Genomic DNA, 23,340 nt, shown 5'->3' with positions numbered 1-23,340 from the left:
CGACGCGGCCTCTAAACGAGCGCGCGGCGTCGTGAGATTGCGCAAGCTATTGACAGGCATGGATTTTCGGGCCGACTGCCGTTCCGGAGGGCGCCCTTTCGGCGGCGCAGGGCCGCAGGGCGCTTGCAAAACGTCGCAACCGGCGGCAATGACGGTCACACCGGAAGGGTGGCCGAGTGGTTTAAGGCAGCGGTCTTGAAAACCGCCGTGGGTGGAAGCCCACCGTGGGTTCGAATCCCACCCCTTCCGCCAGCGCCGGCGGCAAGCTTCCGGCCGCGACCGGAGGCCGCCTTGTCTGTCGAAATCCCCCTCGCCGAGTATCCGCTCCGAACCCGTGACAAGCTTCGCTACGGCGATACGGACCGGCAGGGGCACGTCAACAACGCGGTATTCTCGACCCTGTTCGAAACAGGCCGCGTCGAGCTGATCTACGATCCGGAACATCCTTTGGCCGAGCCCGGAACGGCCTTCGTCATCGCCCGGCTGGAAGTCGATTTCCGGGCGGAACTGCTCTGGCCCGGCGAGGTCGAGAGTGGGCTGCGTGTCGCTTCGGTCGGCCGCAGCTCGGTTCGGCTCGAGCAGGCGATCTTTCAGGCCGGGCGCTGCGCGGCAAGCGCGGTCACGGTGATCGTCCTGGTGGACGAAACGACACGAAAGTCGCGCCCCTTCTCCGACGCTGTGCGCGAGCGGCTGCTCAGGCTGATGCCAAATACCCCAGCGCCCTGACCATCAGTCACGCGCAGTCCGAGACATCACAGATCCTGCTGTCAGGCCGAGGCTCGATCAATACATATTGCTCGACATCGTATCGAATGGGAGGAACCGAATCGCCCTCGCCGCGTTCGAAGCCAAAATGCGGGAGGACATCATGAGCAGCCTTGTTGCGGTTTCGGCGCTGTTCCTGGCCGGCGGGCTTTCAACCGTGACCATGGGGGCCGTGCCCCTGCAGGGTATTCTCAACGAGCTCTTCTGGGCCGGCCTCGCCATTTCGGCCTTCATCACCACGGCCGGTCTCGAAGCGTCGAGCTGAGCCGCCTCCAAAAGCGCTCCTCCGACCTGATCTGACGGCCTGCCTGTTCGGCGTGACTCCTGCACGCCGTGCAGCCGGGCTCCTTTGGCTCTCGGCAGGCTCTACGCGCGGCAGGTCTTTACGCGGCCCTTATGCCCCTCCCCGGCCTTCCCGCTCGAACGCTTACCCTGCCCGCCCCCACATCTCCGGTCTGAAACCAAGGCTGGAGACCGATATGGCCGACATCTTTTTCTTCGCGCTCGGGACCGGGGCCTTCGCGCTCTTCGGCCTCTATGCGGCGCTGCTGCGCAAGGTCTGAGGGCCATGGCGCTCACCCTTCTCTACGCCGCGGCGGCCCTCGGGCTCGCGGTCTACATGGTCGCCGCGCTGCTGCGCCCCGACCGCTTCTGAACTCGAATAATAAAGGAGACCTCGCATGGATTGGCGGGGCTGGGCCGAGATCGTCTTTACGATCGCGTTGACGGTGGCCGTGGGCTGGCCACTCGGTATCTATATGGCGCGCGTCTGGACAGACGAGCGCACCTTTCTCGATCCGGTGCTGAAGCCGGTCGAGGCCGGGTTCTACGCGGCGCTCGGCGTCGACCGGAACAAGGGGCATGGTTGGCTCGGCTATGCCGGCGCGGTGCTCGCCTTCAGCGCCGCAGGTTTCGCGCTGCTCTACGCTCTCCTGCGCTTGCAGGGGCAGTTGCCGTTGAACCCACAGGGCTTCGACGGGCTGTCGCCGCATCTCGCCTTCAACACCGCCGTCAGCTTCGTCACCAACACGAACTGGCAGTCCTATGGCGGCGAGACGACGGTCAGCAGCCTCAGCCAGATGCTGGGCCTCACCGTGCAGAACTTCGTCTCGGGCGCGGTCGGTCTCTCGGTGGCGGCGGCCATGGCGCGCGCCTTTGCCGCCGATCGTGGCGAAACGCTCGGCAATTTCTGGGTCGATCTGACCCGCAGCACGCTCTACGTGCTGTTGCCGGTCTCGATCGTCACCGCGCTCGCACTGGTCGCCGCGGGCGTGCCGCAGAGCCTGCTCGCCAATGTCACGGCCAAGACGCTGGAGGGCGCCGACCAGATCATCGCGCTCTTCCCGGTCGCCAGCCAGGAGGCGATCAAGCAGTGGGGCACCAATGGCGGCGGCCTGTTCAACGTCAACTCGGCGCATCCGTTCGAGAACCCGACGCCGCTGACCAATCTGATCGAGGTCGTCTCGCTGAACGCAATCGCCTTCGCCACCGTCGTCGCCTTCGGGCGTGTCGCCGGTGCCCGCAAGGAGGCGCGCGCGCTGATCGCGGCGATGGTGATCCTCCTCAGCCTCGGCGCTGCCGCGATCTATGCCGCGGAGACGCTGACGCCGCAGCCAGCCATGGTCGCAGCGGGCATCACCGACGCGCCCGCCAATATGGAAGGCAAGGAAGTGCGCTTCGGCGCCGCCGCCTCGGCCGTGTGGGCCGCCCAGACCACGGGCACCGCGAACGGTTCGGTGAATTCGATGCACGCCTCCTACATGCCGCTCGGCGGCGGCGTCGCGATGTTCCTGATGCAGCTCGGCGAAATCGTGCCCGGTGGAGCCGGCTCGGGCCTCTACGGCATGGTGGTGATGGCTCTGCTCTCGGTCTTCGTCGCCGGGCTGATGGTTGGGCGTACCCCGGAATATCTCGGCAAGAAGGTCGAGGCGCGCGAGATCAAGTTCGCCATGCTGGCGGTGCTGATCCTGCCGCTCTCCATTCTCGGCTTCTCGGCGATCTCGGCCGTGCTGCCGGTCGCGCTGGAAGGGCTGCTGAACAAGGGGCCGCGCGGGCTCACGGAGATCCTCTATGCCTACTCCTCGGCGACCGGGAACAACGGCTCGGCCTATGCGGGGCTGACCGCCAATGCGCCCTGGTGGAACACCACCCTCGGCATCGCCATGCTGCTCGGCCGCTTCGCCTACATGGTCCCGGTGATCGCCTTGGCGGGCGCCATCGCCGCCAAGCCGAAGCTCAAGCCGACCGCCGGAACGCTGCCGAGCGACAGCCCGCTCTTCGTCGGCCTGCTCATCGGAATCATCTTGATCCTGGGCGGCCTGCAATTCTTCCCCGCGCTCGCGCTCGGGCCGATCGTCGAGCACTTCCAGGTGCTTGCGGCCGCTCGCTGAGCCAACGAAAGAACGCACTCATGTCTTTCTCTCTCGCCAGATCCGGCGCTTTCGACAGGGCCGTGGTCCTCACGGCTCTGAAGAGCGCCTTCACCAAGCTCGACCCGCGCGCGCTCGCCGGCAATCCGGTGATCCTCGCCACCGAAGTCGTGGCCATTCTGGCCACGGTCTCGGCCGTGGTCGCCATCGCGGGCGGCCACCCGGCCGCCTTCCCGATCCAGATCTCGGCCTGGCTTTGGCTGACCGTGATCTTCGCCAATTTCGCCGAGGCGATCGCCGAGGGGCGCGGCAAGGCTGCGGCCGACGCGCTGCGGGCCACCCGCGTCACCACCAAGGCCAAGCTGATCATCGACGCCTCGCGCAATGCGATCATCCCGACGCCGGCGCATGAACTCGCGCCGGACGACATCGTCCTGGTCGAGGCCGGCGACGTCATCCCGGCCGATGGCGAGATCATCGAGGGCGTCGCCTCGGTCAACGAGGCCGCCATCACCGGCGAGTCCGCACCGGTCATCCGCGAAAGCGGCGGCGACCGTTCGGCGGTCACCGGCGGCACCACCGTCGTCTCGGACTGGATCAAGGTCCGCGTCACCTCGCGTCCGGGCTCGTCCTTCCTCGACCGGATGATCGCGATGGTCGAAGGCGCCGACCGGCGCAAGACCCCGAACGAGCTGGCGCTCGCCGTGCTGCTCGCCGGCCTGACCCTGGTCTTCCTGATCGCAGTGGTGACGCTGACCGGGCTCGGCGCCTTCTCCGGCGTCTCGCTCGACCCGATGGTGCTCGGTGCCCTCTTCGTCACCCTGATCCCGACCACGATAGGCGGCCTGCTCAGCGCCGTCGGCATCGCCGGCATGGACCGGCTGCTCAAGGTCAACGTGCTCGCCACCTCCGGCCGCGCCGTCGAGGCCGCCGGCGATGTCGACACGCTGCTGCTCGACAAGACCGGCACCATCACCTTCGGCAATCGCATGGCGGTCGAGGTTGTTCCCGCTCCCGGCATGCGTCCGGAAGCGGCCCTGCGCGCCGCCCTGATGGCCTCGCTCGCCGACGAGACGCCGGAAGGCCGCTCGATCGTCGACCTCGCCCGCAGTCTCGGCGTTACCGCCGAGATTCCGCACGGTGCCAACGCCATCCCGTTCAGCGCGACGACGCGTCAGTCCGGCCTCGATTCCGATGGCAAATCCTGGCGCAAGGGCGCGGTGGACGCGGTGATCCGGACGCTCGACCTCAGCGAGGCGCAGGTGCCGGCCGAGCTGCGCCAGGCGGTCGACGCCATCGCCCGCTCGGGCGGCACGCCGCTCGCGGTCAGCGAGAACGGCGCGCTCGCCGGCGTCATCCATCTCAAGGACGTGGTGAAGCCGGGCGTCAAGGACCGCTTCGCCGATCTGCGCCGCATGGGCGTGCGCACCGTGATGATCACCGGCGACAACCCGGTCACCGCCGCGGCGATCGCGTCCGAGGCCGGCGTCGACGACTTCCTCGCCGAGGCCACACCCGAGGACAAGCTGCGCATCATCCGGGCCGAGCAGGCCAAGGGCCGCCTCGTCGCCATGTGCGGCGACGGCGCCAACGACGCCCCGGCGCTCGCCCAGGCCGATGTCGGCGTCGCCATGCAGACCGGTGCCCAGGCAGCGCGCGAGGCCGGCAACATGGTCGATCTCGACAGCGACCCCACCAAGGTCCTGGAAATCGTCGAGGTCGGCAAGCAGTTGCTGATCACGCGCGGCGCGCTCACCACCTTCTCGATCGCCAATGACGTCGCGAAGTATTTCGCCATCATCCCGGCGCTGTTCGTGGTCTCGCTGCCGGCTCTGGGGGCGCTCAATGTCATGGACCTGTCGAGTCCGCAGAGCGCCATCCTCTCGGCGGTGATCTTCAACGCGCTCGTCATCGTCGCGCTGATCCCGCTGGCCCTGCGCGGCGTGCGCTACCGCGCGATCGGTGCGGCCAAGCTGCTCTCGCGCAACCTCACCCTCTACGGCATCGGCGGTCTGATCGCGCCCTTCGTCGGCATCAAGCTGATCGACATGCTCGTTTCAGCCCTCGGTCTGGCCTGAGCCGCGGAAAGGACAAGAGTCATGATCTCGCATCTGCGCCCCGCCATCGTCGCGATGGTCTTCTTCACCCTCCTGCTCGGCCTCGCCTATCCGCTTGGCGTGACCGGCCTCGCCCAGACGCTGTTTCCGGCCCAGGCCGGCGGCTCGCTGATCCGCAACGCCAACGGCGTGGTCATCGGCTCGCAATGGATCGGCCAGAACTTCAAGGGCGAGGCCTACTTACGTCCCCGCCCCTCCGCCGCCGGCAAGGAGGGCTACGACGCCTCCTCTTCCTCGGGCTCGAATCTCGGCCCGCTGAACGAGGATCTCGCGGCGCGCATCAAGGCCGAGGCCGAGGCGCTGCGGGCCGAGGCGGCGGGGCCGATCCCGGTCGACGCGGTCACCACCTCCGCCTCGGGGCTCGATCCGCATATCTCGCCGGCCTATGCGGCCCGGCAGGTGGCGCGCATCGCCGCGGCCCGCAAGGCCCAGCCGGCCGAGGTTCTGGCGGTGATCGCGGCCAACACCGAGGGCTCGACCTTCGGGGTGCTCGGCGAGCCGCGCGTCAACGTGTTCACCACCAATCTGGCGCTCGACGCGCGCTGGCCCCAGCCGCAGCGTTAGCGCCGGAAACAGGTTATAGGTCGGATCGTCCCGGGCGGAGCGAAATGCTGGCCCGGGACGACCATGAAAGATGGTTGAGAACGTCGGGTGATGGCCAGCGACGAAACCCAGTTCCGCGAGGCGGGCCGGCCCGATCCGGACGCCCTGCTGTCATCGGCCGGCCGCGGCAAGCGCGGCCGGCTGAAGATCTTTCTCGGCATGGCGCCGGGCGTCGGCAAAACCTACGAGATGCTGACGCAGGGGCGCCGGGCCCAGGCCGAGCATGGCGAGGTACTGGTCGGCGTCGTCGAGACCCATGGCCGCCGCGAGACGGAAAGCCTGCTCGAGGGGCTCGAAGTGATGGCCCGCCGGCCGATCGAGCATCGCGGCCGCATCCTGATGGAATTCGATCTCGACGCGGCGCTCGCCTGCAAGCCGCGCCTGCTGCTGGTCGACGAATACGCCCATTCCAATGCGCCCGGCAGCCGCCATCCCAAGCGCTGGCAGGATGTCGAGGAGCTGCTCCAGGCCGGCATCGATGTCTGGACGACGCTGAACGTCCAGCATCTCGAAAGCCTGGTCGAAGTGATCTGGAAGATCACCGGCGTGCGCCAGCGCGAGACGGTACCCGACAGCGCGCTCAGCCGCGCCGACGAGATCGAGCTGATCGACATCACGCCGACCGAGCTGCGCCAGCGCATGGACGAAGGCAAGGTCTACCTGCCGGAGACGGCGCGGCTCGCCGCCAGCAACTTCTTCAAGCCCGAGAACCTCACCGCCCTGCGCGAGCTCGCCTTGCGCAGGGCGGCGCAGACCGTCGACGACCAGCTCAGCCAGGCGATGAAGCGCGCAGGCGTCGAGGGGCCCTGGGCGGCTGGCGAGCGCATCCTCGTCCTGATCGGTCCCGACGCCATGGCGGGCCCATTGGTTCGCGCCGGCAGACGGCTCTCCGACATGATGATGGATGCGCCCTGGACGGTTGCCCATGTCGAGCGGCCGAACCGAGCCGATAACGATCCCGGGCGCGGCGCACCGCTCATCGAGGCCCTAAAGCTCGCCGAACAGCTCGGCGGGGCGAGCGTCGTGCTCAATGGCGACGATCTCGTCGGCGCGGTGCTCGACTATGCCAGGCGCAACAACGTCACCCAGATCGTCGTCGGCAAGTCGCATCGGCGCGGCTGGCGTTCGCTGTTCCACCGCTCGCTCGCTCCGGAACTGCTCAAGGCGCAGAATGGCGCCGCACTGCACATCATCACCGAGATGGGCTCGGGTCCGTCCGCGGCGCCCGCTTTCACGGGCCCGAAGCCGCGGTTCCAATGGCGCGGCCATGTCGGCGCCGTCACCATGGTCGGTGCCGCGATCGGCCTCGCCGCCCTGCTCGACCAGCATGTCGAGAACGCCAACCTCGCCATGCTGTTCATGGTCTCAGCGCTCGGCGCAGGCCTCGCCTTCGGGCTCTGGCCGGCCGTGACCGCCGCGGGGCTCGCCGCCTTCGCCTACAACTTTTTCTTCCTGCAGCCACGGCTCTCCTTCTGGATCGGTCACCCGGCCGATCTCCTGACCTTCCTCGTCTTCTTTGCGGTCGCGATGACGACCGGCAGCCTGACCGGTCGTGTCCGCGACCAGGCGACAGCGACCGCAAGGCGCGCCTCGGCGATCACCGCTTTGCTCGCCGCGAGCCGCCGCCTTTCCGGCGCCGCCCGCAAGGAGGACGCCGCGGCGATCCTCGCCGAGCAGGTCTCGGCCGCGACCTCCGGCAAGGTCGTCGTTCTGCTGCCGACCGATGGCGGCGAGATCGCCGCCATTGCCGGAGCGCCAGAGATCGAGCCGCTCTCGACCGCCGACATGACCGCGGCGCGCTGGACCTGGAATCGTGGCGAGCCGGCTGGCGCCGGCACCGGCACCCTGCCCAATGCCGGCTGGACCTTCCGGGCGCTGCAGGGCGTGCGCCTGCGCTCCGGGGTCGTCGGCTTCGAGCCGAGCGCGCTGGCGACCGCAGAGAACGAACGCTTCGCGCTCGCCCTGCTCGACCAGGGCGCGATCGCGATCGAGCGCGCCGAGCTCGCCGCGGCGGCGGTCGATGCCGAGGCGCTGCGCCGCAGCGACCGCCTGCGCGCGGCTTTGCTCAATTCGGTCAGCCATGATCTGCGCACGCCGCTCGCCACCGTGCTCGGCTCGGCGACCACCCTGATCGACTATGGCAGCGGCATGAAGCCGGCCGTGCGCGACGATCTCCTGCTTTCGATCCGCGAGGAGGCAGAACGGCTCAACCGCTATGTCGGCGACCTCCTCGACATGACGAAGCTGGAAGGCGGCGCTCTGGTGGCTCGGCGGGACTGGATCGATGTCCGCGACGTCATTGCGGCAGCGCTGGCCCGCGTCTCCCGTCGGCTCGGCCAGCGCCGGGCGCTGCGCGATTTCCCGGCCGAGCTCTCCATGGTCAGGGCCGACCCCGTCCTGCTCGAACAGGTGCTGGTCAACATCCTCGAAAACGCCATCACCTATAGCGAGGATGGCGCGCTGATCGAGACGGCGGCCTTTGAAGACCGGGGCAATGTCGTGATCTCGATCGAAGACGAAGGCCGCGGCATTCCGACCGCCGAGCTGGAGCGCGTCTTCGAGAAGTTCCGCCGGCTCGAGGAGGCGATCGATCGCGGTGGCGAGCGCGGCAAGGGCGCTGGCCTCGGTCTTGCCATCGCGAAGGGTTTCGTCGAGGCCATGGGCGGGCGCATCGCCGCCGCCAGCCCGATCCGCGAGCGGCCGGACGGCTCGAAGGGCGGCACCCGTATCCTGATCAGCCTGCGCAAGGACATAGCGGGCGGAGAACCCGAAGCATGACCGCTTTTCGCCCCCGCATCCTCGTTATCGACGACGAGCCGCAGATCCATCGCTTTCTCGGCCCTGCCCTCGATGCCGCCGGCTACGAGCCGATCCGCGCCGACGATGCCACGGCCGGCCTGCGCGAGATCGCCCGCAAGCCGCCCGACGCCGTCGTGCTCGATCTCGGCCTGCCCGACATGGACGGCAAGGAGGCGCTGGCCAAGGCACGCGCCTTCTATGATGGCCCGGTGATCATCCTCTCGGCCCGCGACCGCGAGACCGAGAAGATCGACGCACTCGACGCCGGTGCCGACGATTATGTCGAGAAACCGTTCGGCGTCGGCGAATTGCTGGCGCGCCTGCGCGTCGCGCTGCGCCACCGCATCGAGCGTCAGGGCGCCGAGCCGGTGCTGGTCGCCGGCAGCGTCGAGATCGATCTGGTCAACCGCCGGATCAGCCGCGCCGGCGCCCCGGTCAAGCTCTCTCCCAAGGAATACGACCTGCTCGCCTGCCTTGCCGGCGGCCATGGCCGCGTGCTCACGCACAAGCAGATCCTGACCGCCGTCTGGGGCCCGGCCCATGAGCACGACGTGCAATATCTGCGCGTTTTCGTCGGCCAGTTGCGCCAGAAGCTCGAGGACGACCCGTCGACCCCCCGGCTGATCGAGACCGAACCCGGCGTCGGCTACCGGCTCGGCGGTCTCGCCTGACAAAGGGCAAGCCATCTGTCGTTCGGCACAGGGCTCGAAAGACAGATTTCCCACATTTGAACGGAAATAAGAAAAATCACGCTATCCAACGTGAATTGATGCGGGGCGTTCGGCGGTTTATTTTCAGCGTTCGTAATAGCGAACGTAGCGAGCGCCAGTGTCCAGTCCGAAATCGATCGAGAACGAGAGCATCGCGCCCCGCCAGGGCGGCGGGAGCGCGTGATGGCGGCCATAGCGAAGCGCCCCGCTTTGCCCGCGATCCTGCTCGCCAACGACCTGCGCGATGGCGATGTCGTCTTCGCCTCCGCGGCGGGCGCAGCACTGGCCTGGACGCGCGACCCGGCGCTGGCGCTGGTCGCCAATGATGATCCCGGCGCCGAGCGCCTGGAAGCCTTCGCCGTGGCCGAGTTCGGAGCTCAGCGCGTCGTCGACGCCTATCTCGTCGACGTCGAGACGGAGACCGGCCGTCCGGTGCCCCGCCATTATCGCGAGCGGATGAAGACGCTCGGACCGAGCAATCGCCGGGATCTCGGCAAGCAGGCCGGCGAAGGCATTGCGCCTTCCGGTCAGAGGGCCTGACAGATGTATCGTTACGATGAATTCGACGAGCGCTTCGTGCGCGAGCGGGTGGCGCAGTTCAGCGATCAGGTCGCCCGCCGCCTCGACGGTTCGCTGACCGAGGACGAGTTCAAGCCGCTGCGGCTGAAGAACGGCGTCTATCTCCAGCTCCATGCCTATATGCTGCGGATCGCCATTCCCTATGGCACGCTGTCCTCACGCCAGCTCCGCCAGCTCGCGCTGATCGGCGAGCGCTTCGACCGCGGCTACGGCCATTTCACCACGCGCACCAACCTGCAGTTCAACTGGCCGAAGCTGCGCGACGTGCCCGAGATCCTCGGGCTGCTCGCCGATGTCGAGATGCATTGCATCCAGACCTCCGGCAACTGCATCCGCAACGTTACGGCCGACCATTTTGCCGGCATCGCCCGCGACGAGATCGAGGATCCGCGCCCGACCGCCGAATTGATCCGGCAATGGTCGTCGCAGCATCCCGAATTCAGCTACCTGCCGCGCAAGTTCAAGATCGCGGTGACCGGCGCGGAGCAGGACCGGGCGGTGATCAAGGCCCATGATATCGGGCTGCGCATCCGTCGCCATCCGGATACGCACGAGAGCTGCTACGAGGTCAGCGTCGGCGGCGGCCTCGGGCGCACGCCAATGATCGGCAAGGTGGTGCGCGACTATCTGCCGAAGGCCGATCTGCTCGCCTATCTCGAGGCGATCATGCGGGTCTATAATCTCGAAGGCCGACGCGACAACAAGTACAAGGCCAGGGTCAAGATCCTCGTCCACGAGACCGGCCTCGCGGAGTTCACCCGCCGCGTCGAGGTGGAGTTCGCCGAGCTCGACGGCCCCTCGATCAATGCCGATCCCGAAGAGGTCGCGCGCATCGCCGCCTATTTCGCGCCGCCTACCTTCCTGGCGCTGCCGGAGACGAGCTCGGCGCTGGAGACAGCCCGGGCCGGCAATCCCGATTTCGATCGCTGGGTCGAGGTCAACACCACCGCCCACAAGCAGCCGGGCTATGCGGCCGTGACGATCTCGCTGAAGACGGTCGGCGAGGCGCCCGGGGACGCGACCAGCGAACAGATGCGGCTCGTCGCCGATCTCGCCGAGGAGTTCTCCTTCTCGGAGATCCGCGTTACCCATGCGCAGAACCTCGTTCTGCCGCATGTGAAGCTGTCGGATCTCTTCGCGATCTGGCGGCGCCTCGGGGAAACCGGGCTCGCGAGCGCCAATATCGGCCTGATCACCGACATCATCGCCTGCCCCGGCCTCGACTATTGCGCACTCGCCACGGCGCGTTCGATCCCGATCGCCCAGGCCATCGCCCGCCGCTTTGCCGAGGATGCGCGGCAGCAAGAGATCGGCGCGCTCAACATCAAGATCTCCGGCTGCATCAACGCCTGCGGCCACCACCATGTCGGCCATATCGGCATTCTCGGCCTCGAGAAGCGCGGCATCGAATCCTACCAGATCACGCTCGGCGGCGACGCCACGCAGGATGCGGCGATCGGCGAGATTCTCGGTCCCGGCCTCGCGGCCGAGGAGGTGCCGGATGCGATCGAGCGGATCGTCGCGGTCTATCTGGAGCAGCGCCAAGCCGGCGAAAGCTTCATCGAGAATGTCCGCCGCCTCGGCCTTGCTCCCTTCAAGGCCGCTTTCCTGGAGCTCGACCGTGCTGCTTGATCGCAACGGACCCGCATCCGATCCCTGGACGCAGAGCGATGGCGCCGCCATCGGCAATATCCCGCTCGCCCTCGTCCCTTGGGAGGCGCTGCCGGAAGCTCTCGCCAACAGGGCGCCGGGCCAGCAGATCGGCGTGGTGATTCCCAACAGCCTCGCCATCGCCGAGATCGAGGCGCTGCTGCCGGAGCTTGCGCTGATCGCTGTCGGCTTTCCCGCCTATTCCGACGGCCGCGGCTTCAGTCTTGCCAAACAGCTGCGGCGTGCCGGCTTCACCGGCAGGCTGCGCGCCAGCGGTCCGCTGATCGTCGACCAGTTCGCCTATGCGCTGTTCTGCGGCTTCGACGAGATCGCGCTGCCGGCCTCCAGCGCCGGGCGCCAGCCGGCGGAGCAATGGCAGCGGGCGCTAGGCCATGTCGGCGCGCGCTATCAGCGCGGCTATGGCGACGGCGGCAGCATCCTCGACCAGCGCCGGGCGAAGCGCCTGGCGCAGGCGGCGGGCTGACGGCGATGAGCAGCGCGGCGCAGCAGCGTGAACTGCGGCCGGCCGATCGCCACAGCGACGATCATTGGGAGGAAGCCATGCTGACGAGCGCCCTCGACCAGCTGGAGTCCAGCCCCCGCGAACGCTGGTTCGATCTTTGCTTCCGCCTTATCATCCTTGCGCTCGCCGGGCTTTGGCTATTCATGCCGCCGAGCAGCGAGACGCAAGGGCCGCCGGACGTGAAAGCAGCAGTGACGCCAAGATGACCGACAGAGCCCCGCGCCCGACCCCCCCGCGCCGCATCGAGCGGCTCGCGACCCTGCCGCTGTTCCACAAGCTGGACGGGCGCAAGGTCGTGCTGGCCGGTTCAAGCGAGGGTGCGCTCTGGAAGGCGGAGCTGCTGGCTTCCGCCGGCTGCAACCTTCTGATCCTCGCAGGCGGCAGCGCCGAGATGTTCGCAGAACTCGCCGCCGATCCGCCATCCGGCACGGTCGAAGTCCTCGCGCGCAACTGGCAAGCTGCCGATCTCGACGGGGCGACGCTCGCCATCGCCGATATCGACGCGGTCGAAGAGGCGAAGGCCTTCGCCGCCGCCGCACGCCAGCTCGGCGTTCCCGTCAATCTCGTCGACAAGCCGGAATTCTGCGATTTCGCCTTCGGCTCGCTGGTCAACCGTTCGCCTCTGGTCGTGGCGATCTCGACCGACGGCGCCGCTCCCGTCTTCGGCCAGGCGATTCGCGCCAAGATCGAGGCGTTGCTGCCGGCCGGGCTGAAGCACTGGGCCCAGGCCGCCAAGGACTGGCGCCCGGCCGTGCAGGAGCGCGAGCTCGCCTTTCCCGCGCGCCGCTCCTTCTGGGAGAGCTTCACCAGTCTTGCCTTCGGCGAGCCGCAGCGCCGGCCGGATGCCGGTGATCATGCCAGCCTGCGCAGCACGCTCGACCAGATCGAGGCGTCGGGTTCGGCAGGTGGGCGCGTAACCCTGGTCGGTGCAGGCCCCGGCGATCCCGAATTGCTGACGCTGAAGGCGATCCGCGCTTTGCAGAGCGCCGACATCATTCTCTACGACGACCTCGTTTCCACCGATGTGCTGGAACTCGCCCGGCGCGAGGCCAAGCGGCTGCTGGTCGGCAAGCAGGGCTACGGCCCGTCCGTGAAACAGGACGACATCAACGCCATGCTGGTGGCGCTCGCCGGCCAGGGCAAGCATGTCGTCCGGCTGAAGGGCGGCGACCCCGGCATCTTCGGTCGCGCCGGCGAGGAGATCGAAGCCTGCGCCCAGGCCGGCATTCCAGTCGCGATCGTGCCCGGCATCTCGGCCGCTCAGGGCGCAGCCGCGTCGCTCGGCCTGTCGCTGACCCATCGCGACCACGCAAGACGGCTACAATTCGTCACCGGCCATGCCCGCGACGGGCAACTGCCCAGGGATATCGACTGGGCCGCGATGGCCGACCCGGTCGCCACGACGGTGGTCTACATGGCGCGGGCCACCCTCGCCGCCTTCCGCGACGGCGCGCTCGCCGCCGGAATCGATCCGGCGACGCCGGCCATCGCGATCTTCGGGGCGACGCGCCCGGACGAGGCGCGAGTCTCCGGCACGGTCGCTGATCTGCCCGAGCGCCTCGGCGAGCTGCCGAGCAAGGGGCCGGTCCTCGTGATCATCGGCCACGCCATGGGCGCGGCCGTGTCGGCTGCCATTCGCCAGCAGGCTCGCGCCTGAGATTGAACCGATCGGCCGGAGAGGCGTTTTCTCTCTGGCGATCGATGTTTGGAAAGGCTCTACTGCCACACGCCGTTGAGTGCATGCCGCTAATTCAGTACGTTTCGTTTGTTATTTCGAACGGTCTTTCCCTCCCCGGGCCGTTCAATACGGAGCACTGACATGACGCGACAGAGACTTCGCCATCTGCTTCACGCCGGATTGACGCTCGGCGCCTTCTCGCTCTGCTTCGGGCTCGTGACCGGTGTCCGCGCCCAGACCGAGCTGCTCAACGTCTCCTATGACCCGACCCGCGAACTCTATCGCGAGATCAATGCGGCGTTCATCGCCGATTGGAACGCCAGGAATCCGCAGAAGACGATCCGGACGATCCGGCAATCGCATGGCGGCTCCGGCGCGCAGGCCCGCACGGTCATCGACGGCCTCAATGCCGACGTGCTGACGCTGGCGCTCGCCGGCGACATCGACGCCGTGGCGCAGCGCTCCAAGAAACTGCCGGAGAACTGGCAGTCGCGCCTGCCGCACAACTCCTCGCCCTATACCTCGACCATCGTCTTCCTGGTCCGCAAGGGCAATCCGAAGGCGATCAAGGACTGGGGCGATCTGGTGAAGCCGGGCGTCCAGATCATCACGCCGAACCCGAAGACCTCGGGCGGCGCACGCTGGAACTATCTCGCCGCCTGGGCCTATGCCGAGAAGGCCTTCAACAAGGACGAGGCCAAGATCCGCGACTACATCGCCAAGCTCCTGGCGAACGTTCCGGTGCTCGACACCGGCGCGCGCGGCGCGACCACGACCTTCACCCAGCGCGGTATCGGCGACGTCTTCCTGTCCTGGGAGAACGAGGCCTTCCTGGCGCTGAAGGAGTTCGGCGCGGACAAGTTCGACATCGTCGTACCCTCGCTCTCGATCCTCGCCGAGCCGCCGGTGACGGTGGTCGACGGTAATGTCGACGCCAAGGGCACGCGGGCCGAAGCGCAGGCCTATCTCGACTTCCTCTACACGCCGAAGGGGCAGGCGATCATCGCCAAGCATCATTATCGCCCGCGCAATCCCGAGGCCGCCGATCCCAAGGACATCGCCAAGTTCCCGAAGGTCGAGCTCATCACCATCGATGCCGCCTTCGGTGGCTGGTCCAAGGCGCAGCCCGCCCATTTCGGCGATGGCGGCACCTTCGACCAGCTCTACAAGCCGACGCGCTGAACCATGAGCGCGACGGTCTCCCGCTGGCGTGAGCCCAGTGTCCTGCCCGGCTTCGGCCTGGCGCTCGGCATCACGCTGACGGCGCTGTCGCTGATCGTCCTGATCCCGCTCGCCGCGCTGTTCCTGAAGGCGGCGAGCGCCGGCCCGGCCGACATCTGGGCCGTCGCAACCTCGCCGCGGACGCTCGCGGCACTGCGACTCTCCTTCTTCGGTGCGCTCTTTGCCGCCACGGTCAACGCCGTGTTCGGGCTGATCCTGGCCTGGGTACTGGTGCGCTACGAGTTTCCGGGCCGGCGCCTGATCGACGCCGCGGTCGACCTGCCCTTCGCCCTGCCGACCGCCGTCGCCGGCATCGCGCTGGCGGCGATCTACGCGCCGAATGGCTGGGTCGGCGGCCTGCTCGCGCCCTACGACATCCAGGTCGCCTACACGCCGCTCGGCGTGATGGTGGCGCTGATCTTCATCGGCCTGCCCTTCGTCGTGCGCACCGTCCAGCCCGTTCTGGAGGAGCTGCCGGCGGATATCGAGGAGGCCGCGGCTCTACTCGGCGCCAGCCGCTGGCGCACCGTCTTCCAGGTGCTGCTGCCGCCGGTCCTGCCGGCGCTGATGACCGGCTTCGTGCTCGCCTTCGCCCGGGCGGTCGGAGAATACGGTTCGGTGATCTTCATCGCCGGCAATGTGCCGATGGTCTCGGAGATCGCGCCGCTGCTGATCGTGATTCGGCTGGAGCAGTTCGACTATGCCGGCGCGGCCGTGGTCGCCACCCTGATGCTGCTGCTGTCCTTCGCCCTGATCCTGCTGGTCAATCTCGTCCAGGCCCGCGCTCGAAGGAGGTTCGGCAATGTCTGATGCGAGCCTCCCCCTTCAGGCGGAAGACCTCGAGCCCGCCCGCGCTGCGAGGCGCATCTCCGGCGAGTCCCGGCTGGTGCAATGGCTGCTGGTCGCGATTTCCCTGGCCTTCCTCTGCCTGTTCCTCTTCCTGCCGCTGATCACGGTCTTCGTCGAAGCCGGTGCACGGGGCTGGCAGGCCTATCGCGAAGCCATCCTCGAGCCCGACGCGCTCGCCGCTATCCGCCTGACGCTGCTCGTCGCCGCCATCGCGGTGCCCTTCAACATCGTCATCGGCATCGCTGCCGCCTGGGCGATCGCCAAGTTCGAGTTCCGCGGCAAGAGCCTGCTGACCAGCTTCATCGATCTGCCCTTCTCGGTCTCGCCGGTGATCTCGGGCCTGGTCTTCGTGCTGCTCTTCGGTGCCCAGGGCTATTTCGGCCCCTGGCTGAAGGCGAACGACATCCAGATCGTCTTCGCCTTGCCCGGTATCGTGCTGGCGACGATCTTCGTCACCTTCCCCTTCGTCGCCCGCGAGCTCATCCCGCACATGCAGTCGCTCGGCTCGGCCGAGGAGGAGACGGCGCTGACGCTCGGCGCGTCGCCCTGGCGCACCTTCCTGACCGTGACGCTGCCAAATGTGAAATGGAGCCTGTTCTACGGCGTCCTGCTCTGCAACGCCCGTGCGATGGGCGAATTCGGCGCCGTCGCCGTGGTTTCCGGCAAGATCCGCGGCCTGACCAACACCATGCCGCTGCATGTCGAGATCCTCTATAATGAATACATGGGCGCCGCCGCCTTCGCCGTCGCTTCGCTGCTGGCGGGCCTGGCCCTCGTCACGCTCGCCCTGAAAACCCTGCTGGAATGGCATTTCGCCGACGCGATCGCCGCCAGCCGACGTCATTGAGAGCTCGTCCCATGTCCGTCGCCGTCACCATCGAAACCGTCGAGAAGCGCTTCCAGAGCTTCCCTGCCCTGCGCGGCGTCTCGCTCGACATTCAGCCCGGCGAGCTCGTCGCCCTGCTCGGCCCTTCCGGCTCGGGCAAGACCACGCTGCTGCGCGTCATCGCCGGGCTGGAGCAGGCCGAGCGCGGGCGTGTGCTCTTTGGCGGCACCGACACCCGCGATCTCTCCCTGCGCGACCGGCGCATCGGCTTCGTCTTCCAGCATTACGCGCTGTTCAAGACCATGACCGTGGCTGAGAACGTTGCCTTCGGGCTGAAATCGCGCCCGCGCGGCGAGCGGCCGGAGCCGGCCGAGATTCGCCGCCGCGTCTCCGAGCTGCTCGAACTGATCCAGCTTCCCGGGCTGGAGAAACGCTATCCGAGCCAGCTTTCGGGTGGCCAGCGCCAGCGCGTCGCCCTTGCCCGCGCCCTCGCCATCGAACCGCGCGTGCTGCTGCTCGACGAGCCTTTCGGCGCGCTCGACGCCAAGGTCCGCAAGGAATTGCGCGCCTGGCTGCGCCAATTGCACCAGCGTACCGGCCACACCACCGTCTTCGTCACCCACGACCAGGAAGAGGCGCTCGAACTCGCCGACCGTGTCGCGATCCTGAGCGATGGCCGGCTCGAACAGGTCGGCTCGCCCGACGATGTCTACGACCACCCGGCGACACCCTTCGTCTGCGAATTCCTCGGCGACGCCAACCATCTGCCGGTCAAGGTCGTCGGCAGCCAGGCCTTCTTCCGCGACCGGCCGGTGCTCGGCGGCCTCTCCCAGAACAAGAGCGGCCCGGCCTCGCTCTATGTCCGTCCGCAGCATCTGCGCATCGTCGACGATGCGCCGCTCGCCTTGCCCGGCATCGTCGAGCATCTGCGCCGCAACGGACCGCTGCGCCGCGCCGAGGTCGCCGTCGAGGGCCTGCCGAAACGCCTCGACGTCGATCTCGCCAGCCAGGTCGCCCCGGCGATCGGCGAGCGCGTGCGGCTGCGCATCTCGCATGGCAGCCTGTTCGCTGCGGCCTGACCCTCTCGCTTCGCGCGCCGCGCCGGGCTATTCCGATAGCGAAACAGGCCGAAGGAGATGGCGATGAAAGCGCGCGCGAAATGGGTCGAGGGCATGGCCTTCATGGGTGAGGCCGGCAGCGGTCACGCCGTGGTCATGGACGGCGCCCCCGAATATGGCGGCCGCAATATCGGCATCCGCCCAATGGAGATGCTGCTCATCGGGCTCGCCGGCTGCACCGGTTTCGACGTGGTGCAGATCCTGAAGAAGGGCCGCGAGAACGTCACCGGCTGCGAGGTCGAGGTCGAGGCGCAGCGCGCGGCGGAAGATCCCAAGGTCTTCACCAGGATCCATATCTCCTATCGGATCAGCGGGCGCGGCCTCTCCCCGGCCAAGGCCGAGCGTGCCGTCGCATTGTCGAAGGAAAAATACTGCTCGGCTTCGATCATGCTCGGCGCGACCGCGGAAATGAGCGCCTCGCTCGAGGTTATCGACGAGTTGAAGCAGGTGGCAGCCGAATGAGCGATTTCCCCGTATCCGGACTGGTTTCGCCCGAGATCCTGCAGGCCTCTCTCGGCCGAAGCGACCTCGTCATCCTCGACATCCGCAGCACGGCCGAAGGCGGCCGGGCAGCGTTCGAGGCCGGCCACATCCCCGGAGCGGTGCACAGCGACTATGCCGCCGATGGCTGGCGCGCCAGGATCGGCAATGCGCCCGGCATGCTGCCGCCGCTCGACCATCTCGCCGCCCTTGCCGGCAGGCTCGGCATCCGGCCGGAAAGCCGGGTCGTGATCGTTCCGGCCGGCCTCGCGGCCACCGATCTCGCTGCGGCGGCGCGCGTCTACTGGACGCTGAAGCTGATCGGCCATGGCCAGCAGGCGATTCTCGATGGCGGATTCAAGGGTTGGCAGGCCGACCCGGGGCGCCCCGCCGCGACCGGTCCGTCGCAGCCCAGGCCGGCCGCGCCTTATCCCGTGGTCGTGAAGCAGGAACTGCGCAGCACGGCGGATGCGACCTTCGTCGCCGCACGCGGCAAGCTCGCGACCTTGGTCGATGCGCGCGCCGCCAGTTATTTCGACGGTCGCGAAAAGGCGGCCGAGGCGACGCGCGCCGGCCATATCCCGGGCGCGGTCTCGCGCGACTATGCGGCGGCCTTCGATACGGTCACCGGCAAGCTCAAGTCGCGGGACGATCTCGGCGCGCTCTATGGATCCGTGCCCGGCGGTCCGGCGATCTCCTATTGCAACACCGGCCACACGGCGGCTCTGAACTGGTTTGTGCTCTCCGAGGTGCTCGGTCGCGACGAGGTCTCGCTCTATGACGGCTCGATGACCGACTGGACCCAGGATCCCGAGCGGCCGGTCGCAACCGCGGCCGGCTAAGGCGTTTGGGGCGAGGCCGACACCATTCACGCGGCTTTCGGCATGATGACGATCATCCCGAAAGCCATCTCGAAACCCGCCTGCGCTCATCCGGCATTTGCAAATTCGTCGAAAAAGGATCAAAGGAAGCGCCAATGCGCCGGCCCTGCCGCGCCTTTCCCTTTTCCTGACATCGAGTCCAGCCGCCGATGAATGCCGTCGCGCCGAAAATCTCCTTCGTCTCGCTGGGCTGCCCGAAGGCCCTGGTCGACTCCGAGCGCATCATCACCTCGCTGCGCTCCGAGGGCTATGAGCTCAGCAAGAGCCATGCGGGCGCCGACCTCGTCATCGTCAACACCTGCGGCTTCCTCGACAGCGCCAAGCAGGAATCGCTCGAGGCGATCGGCTCGGCCATGGCCGAGAACGGCAAGGTCATCGTCACCGGCTGCATGGGCGCCGAACCCGAGCAGATCCGCGGCGCCTTCCCGAACGTGCTCGCGATCACCGGCCCGCAAGCCTATGAGAGCGTCGTCTCGGCCGTCCATCAGGCGGTGCCGCCGAAGCACGACCCCTTCGTCGACCTGGTCCCCGAACAGGGCATCAAACTGACGCCGCGCCACTACGCATATTTAAAGATTTCAGAAGGTTGCAATAACCGCTGCAGCTTCTGCATCATCCCGAATCTGCGCGGCGACCTCGTCTCGCGGCCGATCGGCGAGGTGCTCCGCGAGGCCGAGAAGCTGGTCAAGGCCGGGGTCAAGGAACTCCTGGTGATCTCGCAGGACACCAGCGCCTACGGCCTCGACATCAAATACGCACCCTCGATGTGGAAGGATCGCGAGATCCGCACCCGTTTCTTCGAGCTGGCGCGCGAGCTCGGCCAGATGGGCATCTGGGTGCGCCTGCACTATGTCTACCCCTATCCGCATGTCGACGAGGTCATCCCGCTGATGGCGGAAGGGCACGTTCTGCCCTATCTCGACATCCCCTTCCAGCACGCTTCGCCGAGCGTGCTGAAGGCGATGCGTCGGCCGGCCCATCACGAGAAGACGCTGGAGCGCATCGGCAAATGGCGGGAAATCTGCCCCGATCTCGCCATTCGCTCGACCTTCATCGTCGGCTTCCCCGGCGAGACCGAGGAGGATGTCGATTTCCTGCTCGACTGGCTGAAGGAAGCGAAGCTCGAGCGCGTCGGCTGCTTCAAATACGAGCCGGTGAAGGGCGCCAAGGCCAATGATCTCGGCCTGCCCGCCATCGCCGAGGAGGAGAAGGAAGCGCGCTGGCACCGCTTCATGAAGACACAGGCGCTGGTCAGCGCCCGCCTTGCCAAGGCCAGGGTCGGCAAGCGCATTCCGGTGATCATCGACGAGGCCGGCCCGACGGTCGCCAAGGGCCGCTCGAAATGGGATGCGCCGGAGATCGACGGCAATGTTTATGTCGCGAGCCGGCGGCCGCTGCGGCCGGGCGACATCGTCACGGTCAAGGTCGAGCGCGCCGACGCCTATGACCTCCACGGGGTTGCGGTCTGACGGAACCTCTCCTCGCTTCCTCTGATCAGGCGAAGCTCGCGCTGACGATGCGCGGCATGCGGCGGATCTCGGCGACACGCCCGACACGCATCCGCGAGGGCTTCTCGAGCCGGGCCTGGCCCTCTTCGAGCTGCAGCGCGACGTTGATGGTCGGCCGGCTGGTCAGCTGGCCGAAGAGAACGGTCGCGACGATCAGGAAGGAGAGGCTGAAGCCTGCAAGGCGCAGGAAGCGGTACATGACGTAAGGTCCGGGAAGTGATTTGCTTCCCGGTCATTGCCGTCGGCAGAAGCGCTTTCGATTCTCGCTTTCGCCTGCTTTCGCTTTTTTCTCTTCGGGCGGCTTCGCGCCGGCTCACGCCGCGGCAGGCAGGGCCGGCTGCCAGCGAAGGACCGAGGCCCCTTGCCGTCTCGCTCGCTCCCGCCTGCGGCCACGGCCGAGGCGGCCGAGCCACCAGCCGAAGCGCTGCGCCGCCATGGCGAGCGCCAGCGCATAGCCGATCAGGGCCAGCATCCAGCTCGCGGCGCTGAGGCTGAGCGTTCCGAGTACCAGGGCCGAACGGCCGAGCACCTTCAGTGTCGCCCGCAAGGTCGAAGGTTTCGCCGCTCCGAGCCGGGCCGCCTTGCCGATATCGCCGGCATCGTCGGCTATGGCGAGCACCTGACGCAGGCCGCGCTGGCCGGTACGGGCATAGAGGACACCGGCATCATGGCCGAGCGCCGTGAAGCGTGCCAGCGCTGCCGGGCGGACGATCCCGCCGGCCGCGACTTTCGCCGCGGCAAGGTCGAGCCGCGCGGCGGCGCCGAAGCTGGCGGCGAGGGCCGGCCTGTCGAGCGCGCCTGCGGCGGCACGGCCGAGACTGGCGGTGAGGGCCGGCGACAGCAGCTTCGCCTTGCCGGCGGCCTTGACGGCGCTCAGGCCACCGCGGGCCGGCAGGCCGCCACCAAGGCTCACCCAGGTAGCGGCGCTGACGGCGAGCCCGACGGCCGAGAGGGCAAGAACGGTTTCGTCCGCGCCCTCCCCGCCGAGCAGCTTGCGTCCTTCGAGGGCAAGATCGCGCAGATCGCCAAAGCCGCTGACATCGCTCGCCAGCGCTCCGGCGAAGGCGGCGTCGCTATCGCGCGCACCGGCGAGGAAACCATGTCCGAAATCGGAAACGGAGCGCAGCCAGGCACCGTCGCGCAGCGCCTGGAGTCGCCGGAGCTGCTCGGGCGCCACCGCTATGCCGCGTTCGGCTGCGAGTGAGATGAAGCTGTCAGCGAGCTCGGCGTCGCCGGCATCGATCGCTGCGTCGATCCCCGTTGCAACGCGCGCCGCATCGAGGGTCTCGCCGAGGCGCAGCTGCGACAGAGCGACCGGGTCATCGGCGGCCATGTGAAGCTCCCACAGCCGCAAGGCCGGTGGTGCGACGAGCGCCCCAGCACCGGCGAGCCCGAGCGCCAGCAGCAGCGCCAGCCCCAACCTGTTCATCCCGAAACCCGCTCGCAGCCCGCTCCAGCCGAAAAGCGCTTCCGGCAGGACCGTTCCTAAACGGCAATTCGGGCGGAATAGCGCTCCGGATGCTGCGGTGGCTGGAGCATTCTGCGCTTCGTTGAAACGCATGACTGCTCCAGTTCGCATTTTCTCCAGACGAACCGGCGCCCACTCCGCTCGAAAATGCGCTACGGAATGATCACCGTCGAGCCGGTGGTGCCGCGGCTTTCGAGGGCGCGATGGGCCGCAGCCGCCTCGGCCAGCGGGAAGCGGGCATTGATCGCCACCGTGACCTTGCCGGAGCTCACCGCGCCGAACAGGTTCTTCGCCATCTCGACCATGGTCTCGCGCTTGGCGGTATGCGTGTTGAGCGTCGGCCGGGTCACGTAGAGCGAGCCCTTGCTCGCCAGGATGCCGAGATTGACGCCGTCGACTGCGCCCGAGGCATTGCCGAAGCTCGCCAGCAGGCCGAACGGCTTCAGCGAGTCGAGCGAGGCGACGAAGGTGTCCTTGCCGACGCCGTCATAGACCACATCGCAGCCCTGGCCGCCGGTGATCTCCTTGACGCGCGCCGCGACGTCCTCCTCGCCGTAGAGGATGACATGATCGGCGCCGTGGGCCCTGGCGAGATCGGCCTTCTCCTTCGAGCCGGCGGTGCCGATCACCGTGGCGCCCAGCGCCTTGCCCCACAGGCAGAGGATGGTGCCGGTGCCACCGGCCGCGGCGTGGACAAGGATCGTGTCGCCCGGCTTCACCTTGTAGGTCCGGTGCAGCAGGTACTCGGCCGTCAGGCCCTTCAGCATCATGCTGGCGGCTGCTTCATAGGACACCGCATCGGGCAGGGCGACGGCCGCAGCCGCGGGAACGATCCGCTCCTCGGCATAGGCGCCGAGGCCGGCGACGCAGGCGATACGGTCGCCCGGCTTGAACTCGGTGACGCCCTCGCCGACCGCGAGGACATCGCCGGCCGACTCGTTGCCGGGCGTGAACGGGAGCTGCGGCGCCGGATAGAGGCCGGTCCGGAAATAGGTGTCGATGAAGTTGAGGCCGATGGCGCGGTTGCGGATCAGCAGTTGACCGGGCCCGGGCGCCGGCAGCGCGATGTCTTCGAGCTGGAGCACGTCCGGTCCGCCGGTCTTGTGCACGCGAATGGCCTTCACCATGGCAATCTCTCCTCGAGGCAGGTGCGCGACCATAGGGACTTGCATCCGGGCGGCGCAACGGCTGGACTG

Annotated in this window: 23 protein-coding genes and 1 tRNA gene; 21 read left to right on the top strand and 3 right to left on the bottom strand. The window is 67.9% G+C overall.

Going from position 1 to position 23,340, the window contains the following annotated elements:
• Window positions 1-162: 162 nt before the first annotated feature.
• The 21 genes from AC3RCC_RS15515 to rimO all read left to right on the top strand — a co-directional run bounded on the left by AC3RCC_RS15515 (window position 163) and on the right by rimO (window position 20,637).
• Window positions 163-252 (top strand) — tRNA-Ser (locus tag AC3RCC_RS15515).
• Window positions 253-291: 39 nt separating this feature from the next.
• The gene (locus AC3RCC_RS15510) at window positions 292-726 is read left to right on the top strand and encodes an acyl-CoA thioesterase (protein WP_291641878.1); all 435 of its coding nucleotides are present in this window, start codon (window positions 292-294) and stop codon (window positions 724-726) included.
• 142 nt (window positions 727-868) lie between these two features.
• Window positions 869-1,030 (top strand): hypothetical protein, encoded by a 162-nt coding sequence (locus AC3RCC_RS15505; protein WP_291641876.1) that lies wholly within the window; start codon window positions 869-871, stop codon window positions 1,028-1,030.
• Between the two features lie 303 nt (window positions 1,031-1,333).
• A complete protein-coding gene (gene kdpF / locus AC3RCC_RS15500; protein WP_365879107.1) occupies window positions 1,334-1,420 on the top strand; it encodes a K(+)-transporting ATPase subunit F in 87 nt (28 codons plus the stop codon).
• Between the two features lie 25 nt (window positions 1,421-1,445).
• The gene (kdpA, locus tag AC3RCC_RS15495; RefSeq protein WP_492255825.1) at window positions 1,446-3,155 is read left to right on the top strand and encodes a potassium-transporting ATPase subunit KdpA; all 1,710 of its coding nucleotides are present in this window, start codon (window positions 1,446-1,448) and stop codon (window positions 3,153-3,155) included.
• A 20-nt stretch (window positions 3,156-3,175) separates the two neighbouring features.
• A complete protein-coding gene (kdpB, locus tag AC3RCC_RS15490; RefSeq protein WP_492255824.1) occupies window positions 3,176-5,212 on the top strand; it encodes a potassium-transporting ATPase subunit KdpB in 2,037 nt (678 codons plus the stop codon).
• A gap of 21 nt (window positions 5,213-5,233) precedes the next feature.
• Complete coding sequence (gene kdpC, locus AC3RCC_RS15485) at window positions 5,234-5,815, top strand: potassium-transporting ATPase subunit KdpC (RefSeq protein ID WP_492255823.1); 582 nt, start codon at window positions 5,234-5,236, stop codon at window positions 5,813-5,815.
• Window positions 5,816-5,905: 90 nt separating this feature from the next.
• Window positions 5,906-8,632 (top strand): DUF4118 domain-containing protein, encoded by a 2,727-nt coding sequence (locus AC3RCC_RS15480; RefSeq protein WP_492255822.1) that lies wholly within the window; start codon window positions 5,906-5,908, stop codon window positions 8,630-8,632.
• The gene (locus AC3RCC_RS15475; protein ID WP_291645412.1) at window positions 8,629-9,324 is read left to right on the top strand and encodes a winged helix-turn-helix domain-containing protein; all 696 of its coding nucleotides are present in this window, start codon (window positions 8,629-8,631) and stop codon (window positions 9,322-9,324) included. The genes AC3RCC_RS15480 and AC3RCC_RS15475 overlap by 4 nt, the downstream gene beginning before the upstream one ends.
• 222 nt (window positions 9,325-9,546) lie before the next feature.
• Window positions 9,547-9,903, top strand: a complete 357-nt coding sequence (locus AC3RCC_RS15470) for a DUF2849 domain-containing protein (RefSeq protein WP_291641023.1) — start codon at window positions 9,547-9,549, stop codon at window positions 9,901-9,903.
• Window positions 9,904-9,906: 3 nt separating this feature from the next.
• On the top strand, window positions 9,907-11,574 hold the full coding sequence (locus tag AC3RCC_RS15465; protein ID WP_492255821.1) for a nitrite/sulfite reductase: 1,668 nt from the start codon (window positions 9,907-9,909) through the stop codon (window positions 11,572-11,574).
• On the top strand, window positions 11,564-12,076 hold the full coding sequence (locus tag AC3RCC_RS15460; protein ID WP_492255820.1) for a DUF934 domain-containing protein: 513 nt from the start codon (window positions 11,564-11,566) through the stop codon (window positions 12,074-12,076). The genes AC3RCC_RS15465 and AC3RCC_RS15460 overlap by 11 nt, the downstream gene beginning before the upstream one ends.
• Before the next feature lie 5 nt (window positions 12,077-12,081).
• Complete coding sequence (locus AC3RCC_RS15455; RefSeq protein WP_492255819.1) at window positions 12,082-12,321, top strand: hypothetical protein; 240 nt, start codon at window positions 12,082-12,084, stop codon at window positions 12,319-12,321.
• A complete protein-coding gene (gene cysG, locus AC3RCC_RS15450; RefSeq protein ID WP_492255818.1) occupies window positions 12,318-13,772 on the top strand; it encodes a siroheme synthase CysG in 1,455 nt (484 codons plus the stop codon). Before AC3RCC_RS15455 ends, cysG begins: the two co-directional genes overlap by 4 nt.
• A 162-nt stretch (window positions 13,773-13,934) precedes the next feature.
• Window positions 13,935-14,975: a sulfate ABC transporter substrate-binding protein gene (locus AC3RCC_RS15445; protein WP_291641013.1), complete on the top strand. Its 1,041-nt coding sequence runs from the start codon at window positions 13,935-13,937 to the stop codon at window positions 14,973-14,975.
• 3 nt (window positions 14,976-14,978) lie between these two features.
• Window positions 14,979-15,824, top strand: coding sequence for a sulfate ABC transporter permease subunit CysT (cysT, locus tag AC3RCC_RS15440; protein ID WP_492255817.1), 846 nt, complete (start codon window positions 14,979-14,981; stop codon window positions 15,822-15,824).
• Entirely contained in the window at window positions 15,817-16,710 is an 894-nt protein-coding gene (cysW, locus tag AC3RCC_RS15435) for a sulfate ABC transporter permease subunit CysW (protein WP_492255816.1), read from the top strand. The genes cysT and cysW overlap by 8 nt, the downstream gene beginning before the upstream one ends.
• A gap of 11 nt (window positions 16,711-16,721) precedes the next feature.
• Entirely contained in the window at window positions 16,722-17,768 is a 1,047-nt protein-coding gene (locus AC3RCC_RS15430) for a sulfate/molybdate ABC transporter ATP-binding protein (RefSeq protein ID WP_492255815.1), read from the top strand.
• Window positions 17,769-17,831: 63 nt separating this feature from the next.
• Window positions 17,832-18,269: an OsmC family protein gene (locus AC3RCC_RS15425; RefSeq protein WP_291645422.1), complete on the top strand. Its 438-nt coding sequence runs from the start codon at window positions 17,832-17,834 to the stop codon at window positions 18,267-18,269.
• Window positions 18,266-19,129 carry a sulfurtransferase gene (locus tag AC3RCC_RS15420; protein WP_291641003.1) on the top strand — a complete coding sequence of 288 codons (864 nt, stop codon included), beginning with the start codon at window positions 18,266-18,268 and terminating at the stop codon, window positions 19,127-19,129. Before AC3RCC_RS15425 ends, AC3RCC_RS15420 begins: the two co-directional genes overlap by 4 nt.
• 188 nt (window positions 19,130-19,317) lie before the next feature.
• Entirely contained in the window at window positions 19,318-20,637 is a 1,320-nt protein-coding gene (gene rimO, locus AC3RCC_RS15415; protein ID WP_492255814.1) for a 30S ribosomal protein S12 methylthiotransferase RimO, read from the top strand.
• A gap of 25 nt (window positions 20,638-20,662) precedes the next feature.
• On the opposite strand, the gene AC3RCC_RS15410 is transcribed toward rimO, so the two are convergent.
• The 3 genes from AC3RCC_RS15410 to AC3RCC_RS15400 all read right to left on the bottom strand — a co-directional run bounded on the left by AC3RCC_RS15410 (window position 20,663) and on the right by AC3RCC_RS15400 (window position 23,271).
• Window positions 20,663-20,875, bottom strand: a complete 213-nt coding sequence (locus tag AC3RCC_RS15410; RefSeq protein WP_291641000.1) for a hypothetical protein — start codon at window positions 20,873-20,875, stop codon at window positions 20,663-20,665.
• Between the two features lie 114 nt (window positions 20,876-20,989).
• The gene (locus AC3RCC_RS15405) at window positions 20,990-22,105 is read right to left on the bottom strand and encodes a hypothetical protein (RefSeq protein WP_492255813.1); all 1,116 of its coding nucleotides are present in this window, start codon (window positions 22,103-22,105) and stop codon (window positions 20,990-20,992) included.
• A gap of 191 nt (window positions 22,106-22,296) precedes the next feature.
• The gene (locus AC3RCC_RS15400; RefSeq protein WP_492255812.1) at window positions 22,297-23,271 is read right to left on the bottom strand and encodes a quinone oxidoreductase family protein; all 975 of its coding nucleotides are present in this window, start codon (window positions 23,269-23,271) and stop codon (window positions 22,297-22,299) included.
• Window positions 23,272-23,340: the final 69 nt, after the last annotated feature.

This window comes from Allobosea sp. GW823-FHT01F03, assembly GCF_058798075.1.
Note: the sequence above shows the minus strand (reverse complement) of the source record. Positions and strands in the feature narration are given on the sequence as shown.

What these genes read in the sequence shown, in the direction of transcription:
- cysT (WP_492255817.1), top strand. Translation starts at nt 14,979, where the DNA reads ATGAGCGCGACGGTCTCCCGCTGGCGTGAGCCCAGTGTCCTGCCCGGC.
- AC3RCC_RS15405 (WP_492255813.1), bottom strand. Translation starts at nt 22,105, where the DNA reads ATGAACAGGTTGGGGCTGGCGCTGCTGCTGGCGCTCGGGCTCGCCGGT.
- kdpC (WP_492255823.1), top strand. Translation starts at nt 5,234, where the DNA reads ATGATCTCGCATCTGCGCCCCGCCATCGTCGCGATGGTCTTCTTCACC.
- cysW (WP_492255816.1), top strand. Translation starts at nt 15,817, where the DNA reads ATGTCTGATGCGAGCCTCCCCCTTCAGGCGGAAGACCTCGAGCCCGCC.
- AC3RCC_RS15465 (WP_492255821.1), top strand. Translation starts at nt 9,907, where the DNA reads ATGTATCGTTACGATGAATTCGACGAGCGCTTCGTGCGCGAGCGGGTG.
- kdpF (WP_365879107.1), top strand. Translation starts at nt 1,334, where the DNA reads ATGGCGCTCACCCTTCTCTACGCCGCGGCGGCCCTCGGGCTCGCGGTC.
- AC3RCC_RS15470 (WP_291641023.1), top strand. Translation starts at nt 9,547, where the DNA reads ATGGCGGCCATAGCGAAGCGCCCCGCTTTGCCCGCGATCCTGCTCGCC.
- AC3RCC_RS15505 (WP_291641876.1), top strand. Translation starts at nt 869, where the DNA reads ATGAGCAGCCTTGTTGCGGTTTCGGCGCTGTTCCTGGCCGGCGGGCTT.
- AC3RCC_RS15445 (WP_291641013.1), top strand. Translation starts at nt 13,935, where the DNA reads ATGACGCGACAGAGACTTCGCCATCTGCTTCACGCCGGATTGACGCTC.
- AC3RCC_RS15400 (WP_492255812.1), bottom strand. Translation starts at nt 23,271, where the DNA reads ATGGTGAAGGCCATTCGCGTGCACAAGACCGGCGGACCGGACGTGCTC.
- AC3RCC_RS15455 (WP_492255819.1), top strand. Translation starts at nt 12,082, where the DNA reads ATGAGCAGCGCGGCGCAGCAGCGTGAACTGCGGCCGGCCGATCGCCAC.
- rimO (WP_492255814.1), top strand. Translation starts at nt 19,318, where the DNA reads ATGAATGCCGTCGCGCCGAAAATCTCCTTCGTCTCGCTGGGCTGCCCG.
- cysG (WP_492255818.1), top strand. Translation starts at nt 12,318, where the DNA reads ATGACCGACAGAGCCCCGCGCCCGACCCCCCCGCGCCGCATCGAGCGG.
- AC3RCC_RS15430 (WP_492255815.1), top strand. Translation starts at nt 16,722, where the DNA reads ATGTCCGTCGCCGTCACCATCGAAACCGTCGAGAAGCGCTTCCAGAGC.
- AC3RCC_RS15480 (WP_492255822.1), top strand. Translation starts at nt 5,906, where the DNA reads ATGGCCAGCGACGAAACCCAGTTCCGCGAGGCGGGCCGGCCCGATCCG.
- AC3RCC_RS15425 (WP_291645422.1), top strand. Translation starts at nt 17,832, where the DNA reads ATGAAAGCGCGCGCGAAATGGGTCGAGGGCATGGCCTTCATGGGTGAG.
- AC3RCC_RS15475 (WP_291645412.1), top strand. Translation starts at nt 8,629, where the DNA reads ATGACCGCTTTTCGCCCCCGCATCCTCGTTATCGACGACGAGCCGCAG.
- kdpA (WP_492255825.1), top strand. Translation starts at nt 1,446, where the DNA reads ATGGATTGGCGGGGCTGGGCCGAGATCGTCTTTACGATCGCGTTGACG.
- AC3RCC_RS15420 (WP_291641003.1), top strand. Translation starts at nt 18,266, where the DNA reads ATGAGCGATTTCCCCGTATCCGGACTGGTTTCGCCCGAGATCCTGCAG.
- kdpB (WP_492255824.1), top strand. Translation starts at nt 3,176, where the DNA reads ATGTCTTTCTCTCTCGCCAGATCCGGCGCTTTCGACAGGGCCGTGGTC.
- AC3RCC_RS15410 (WP_291641000.1), bottom strand. Translation starts at nt 20,875, where the DNA reads ATGTACCGCTTCCTGCGCCTTGCAGGCTTCAGCCTCTCCTTCCTGATC.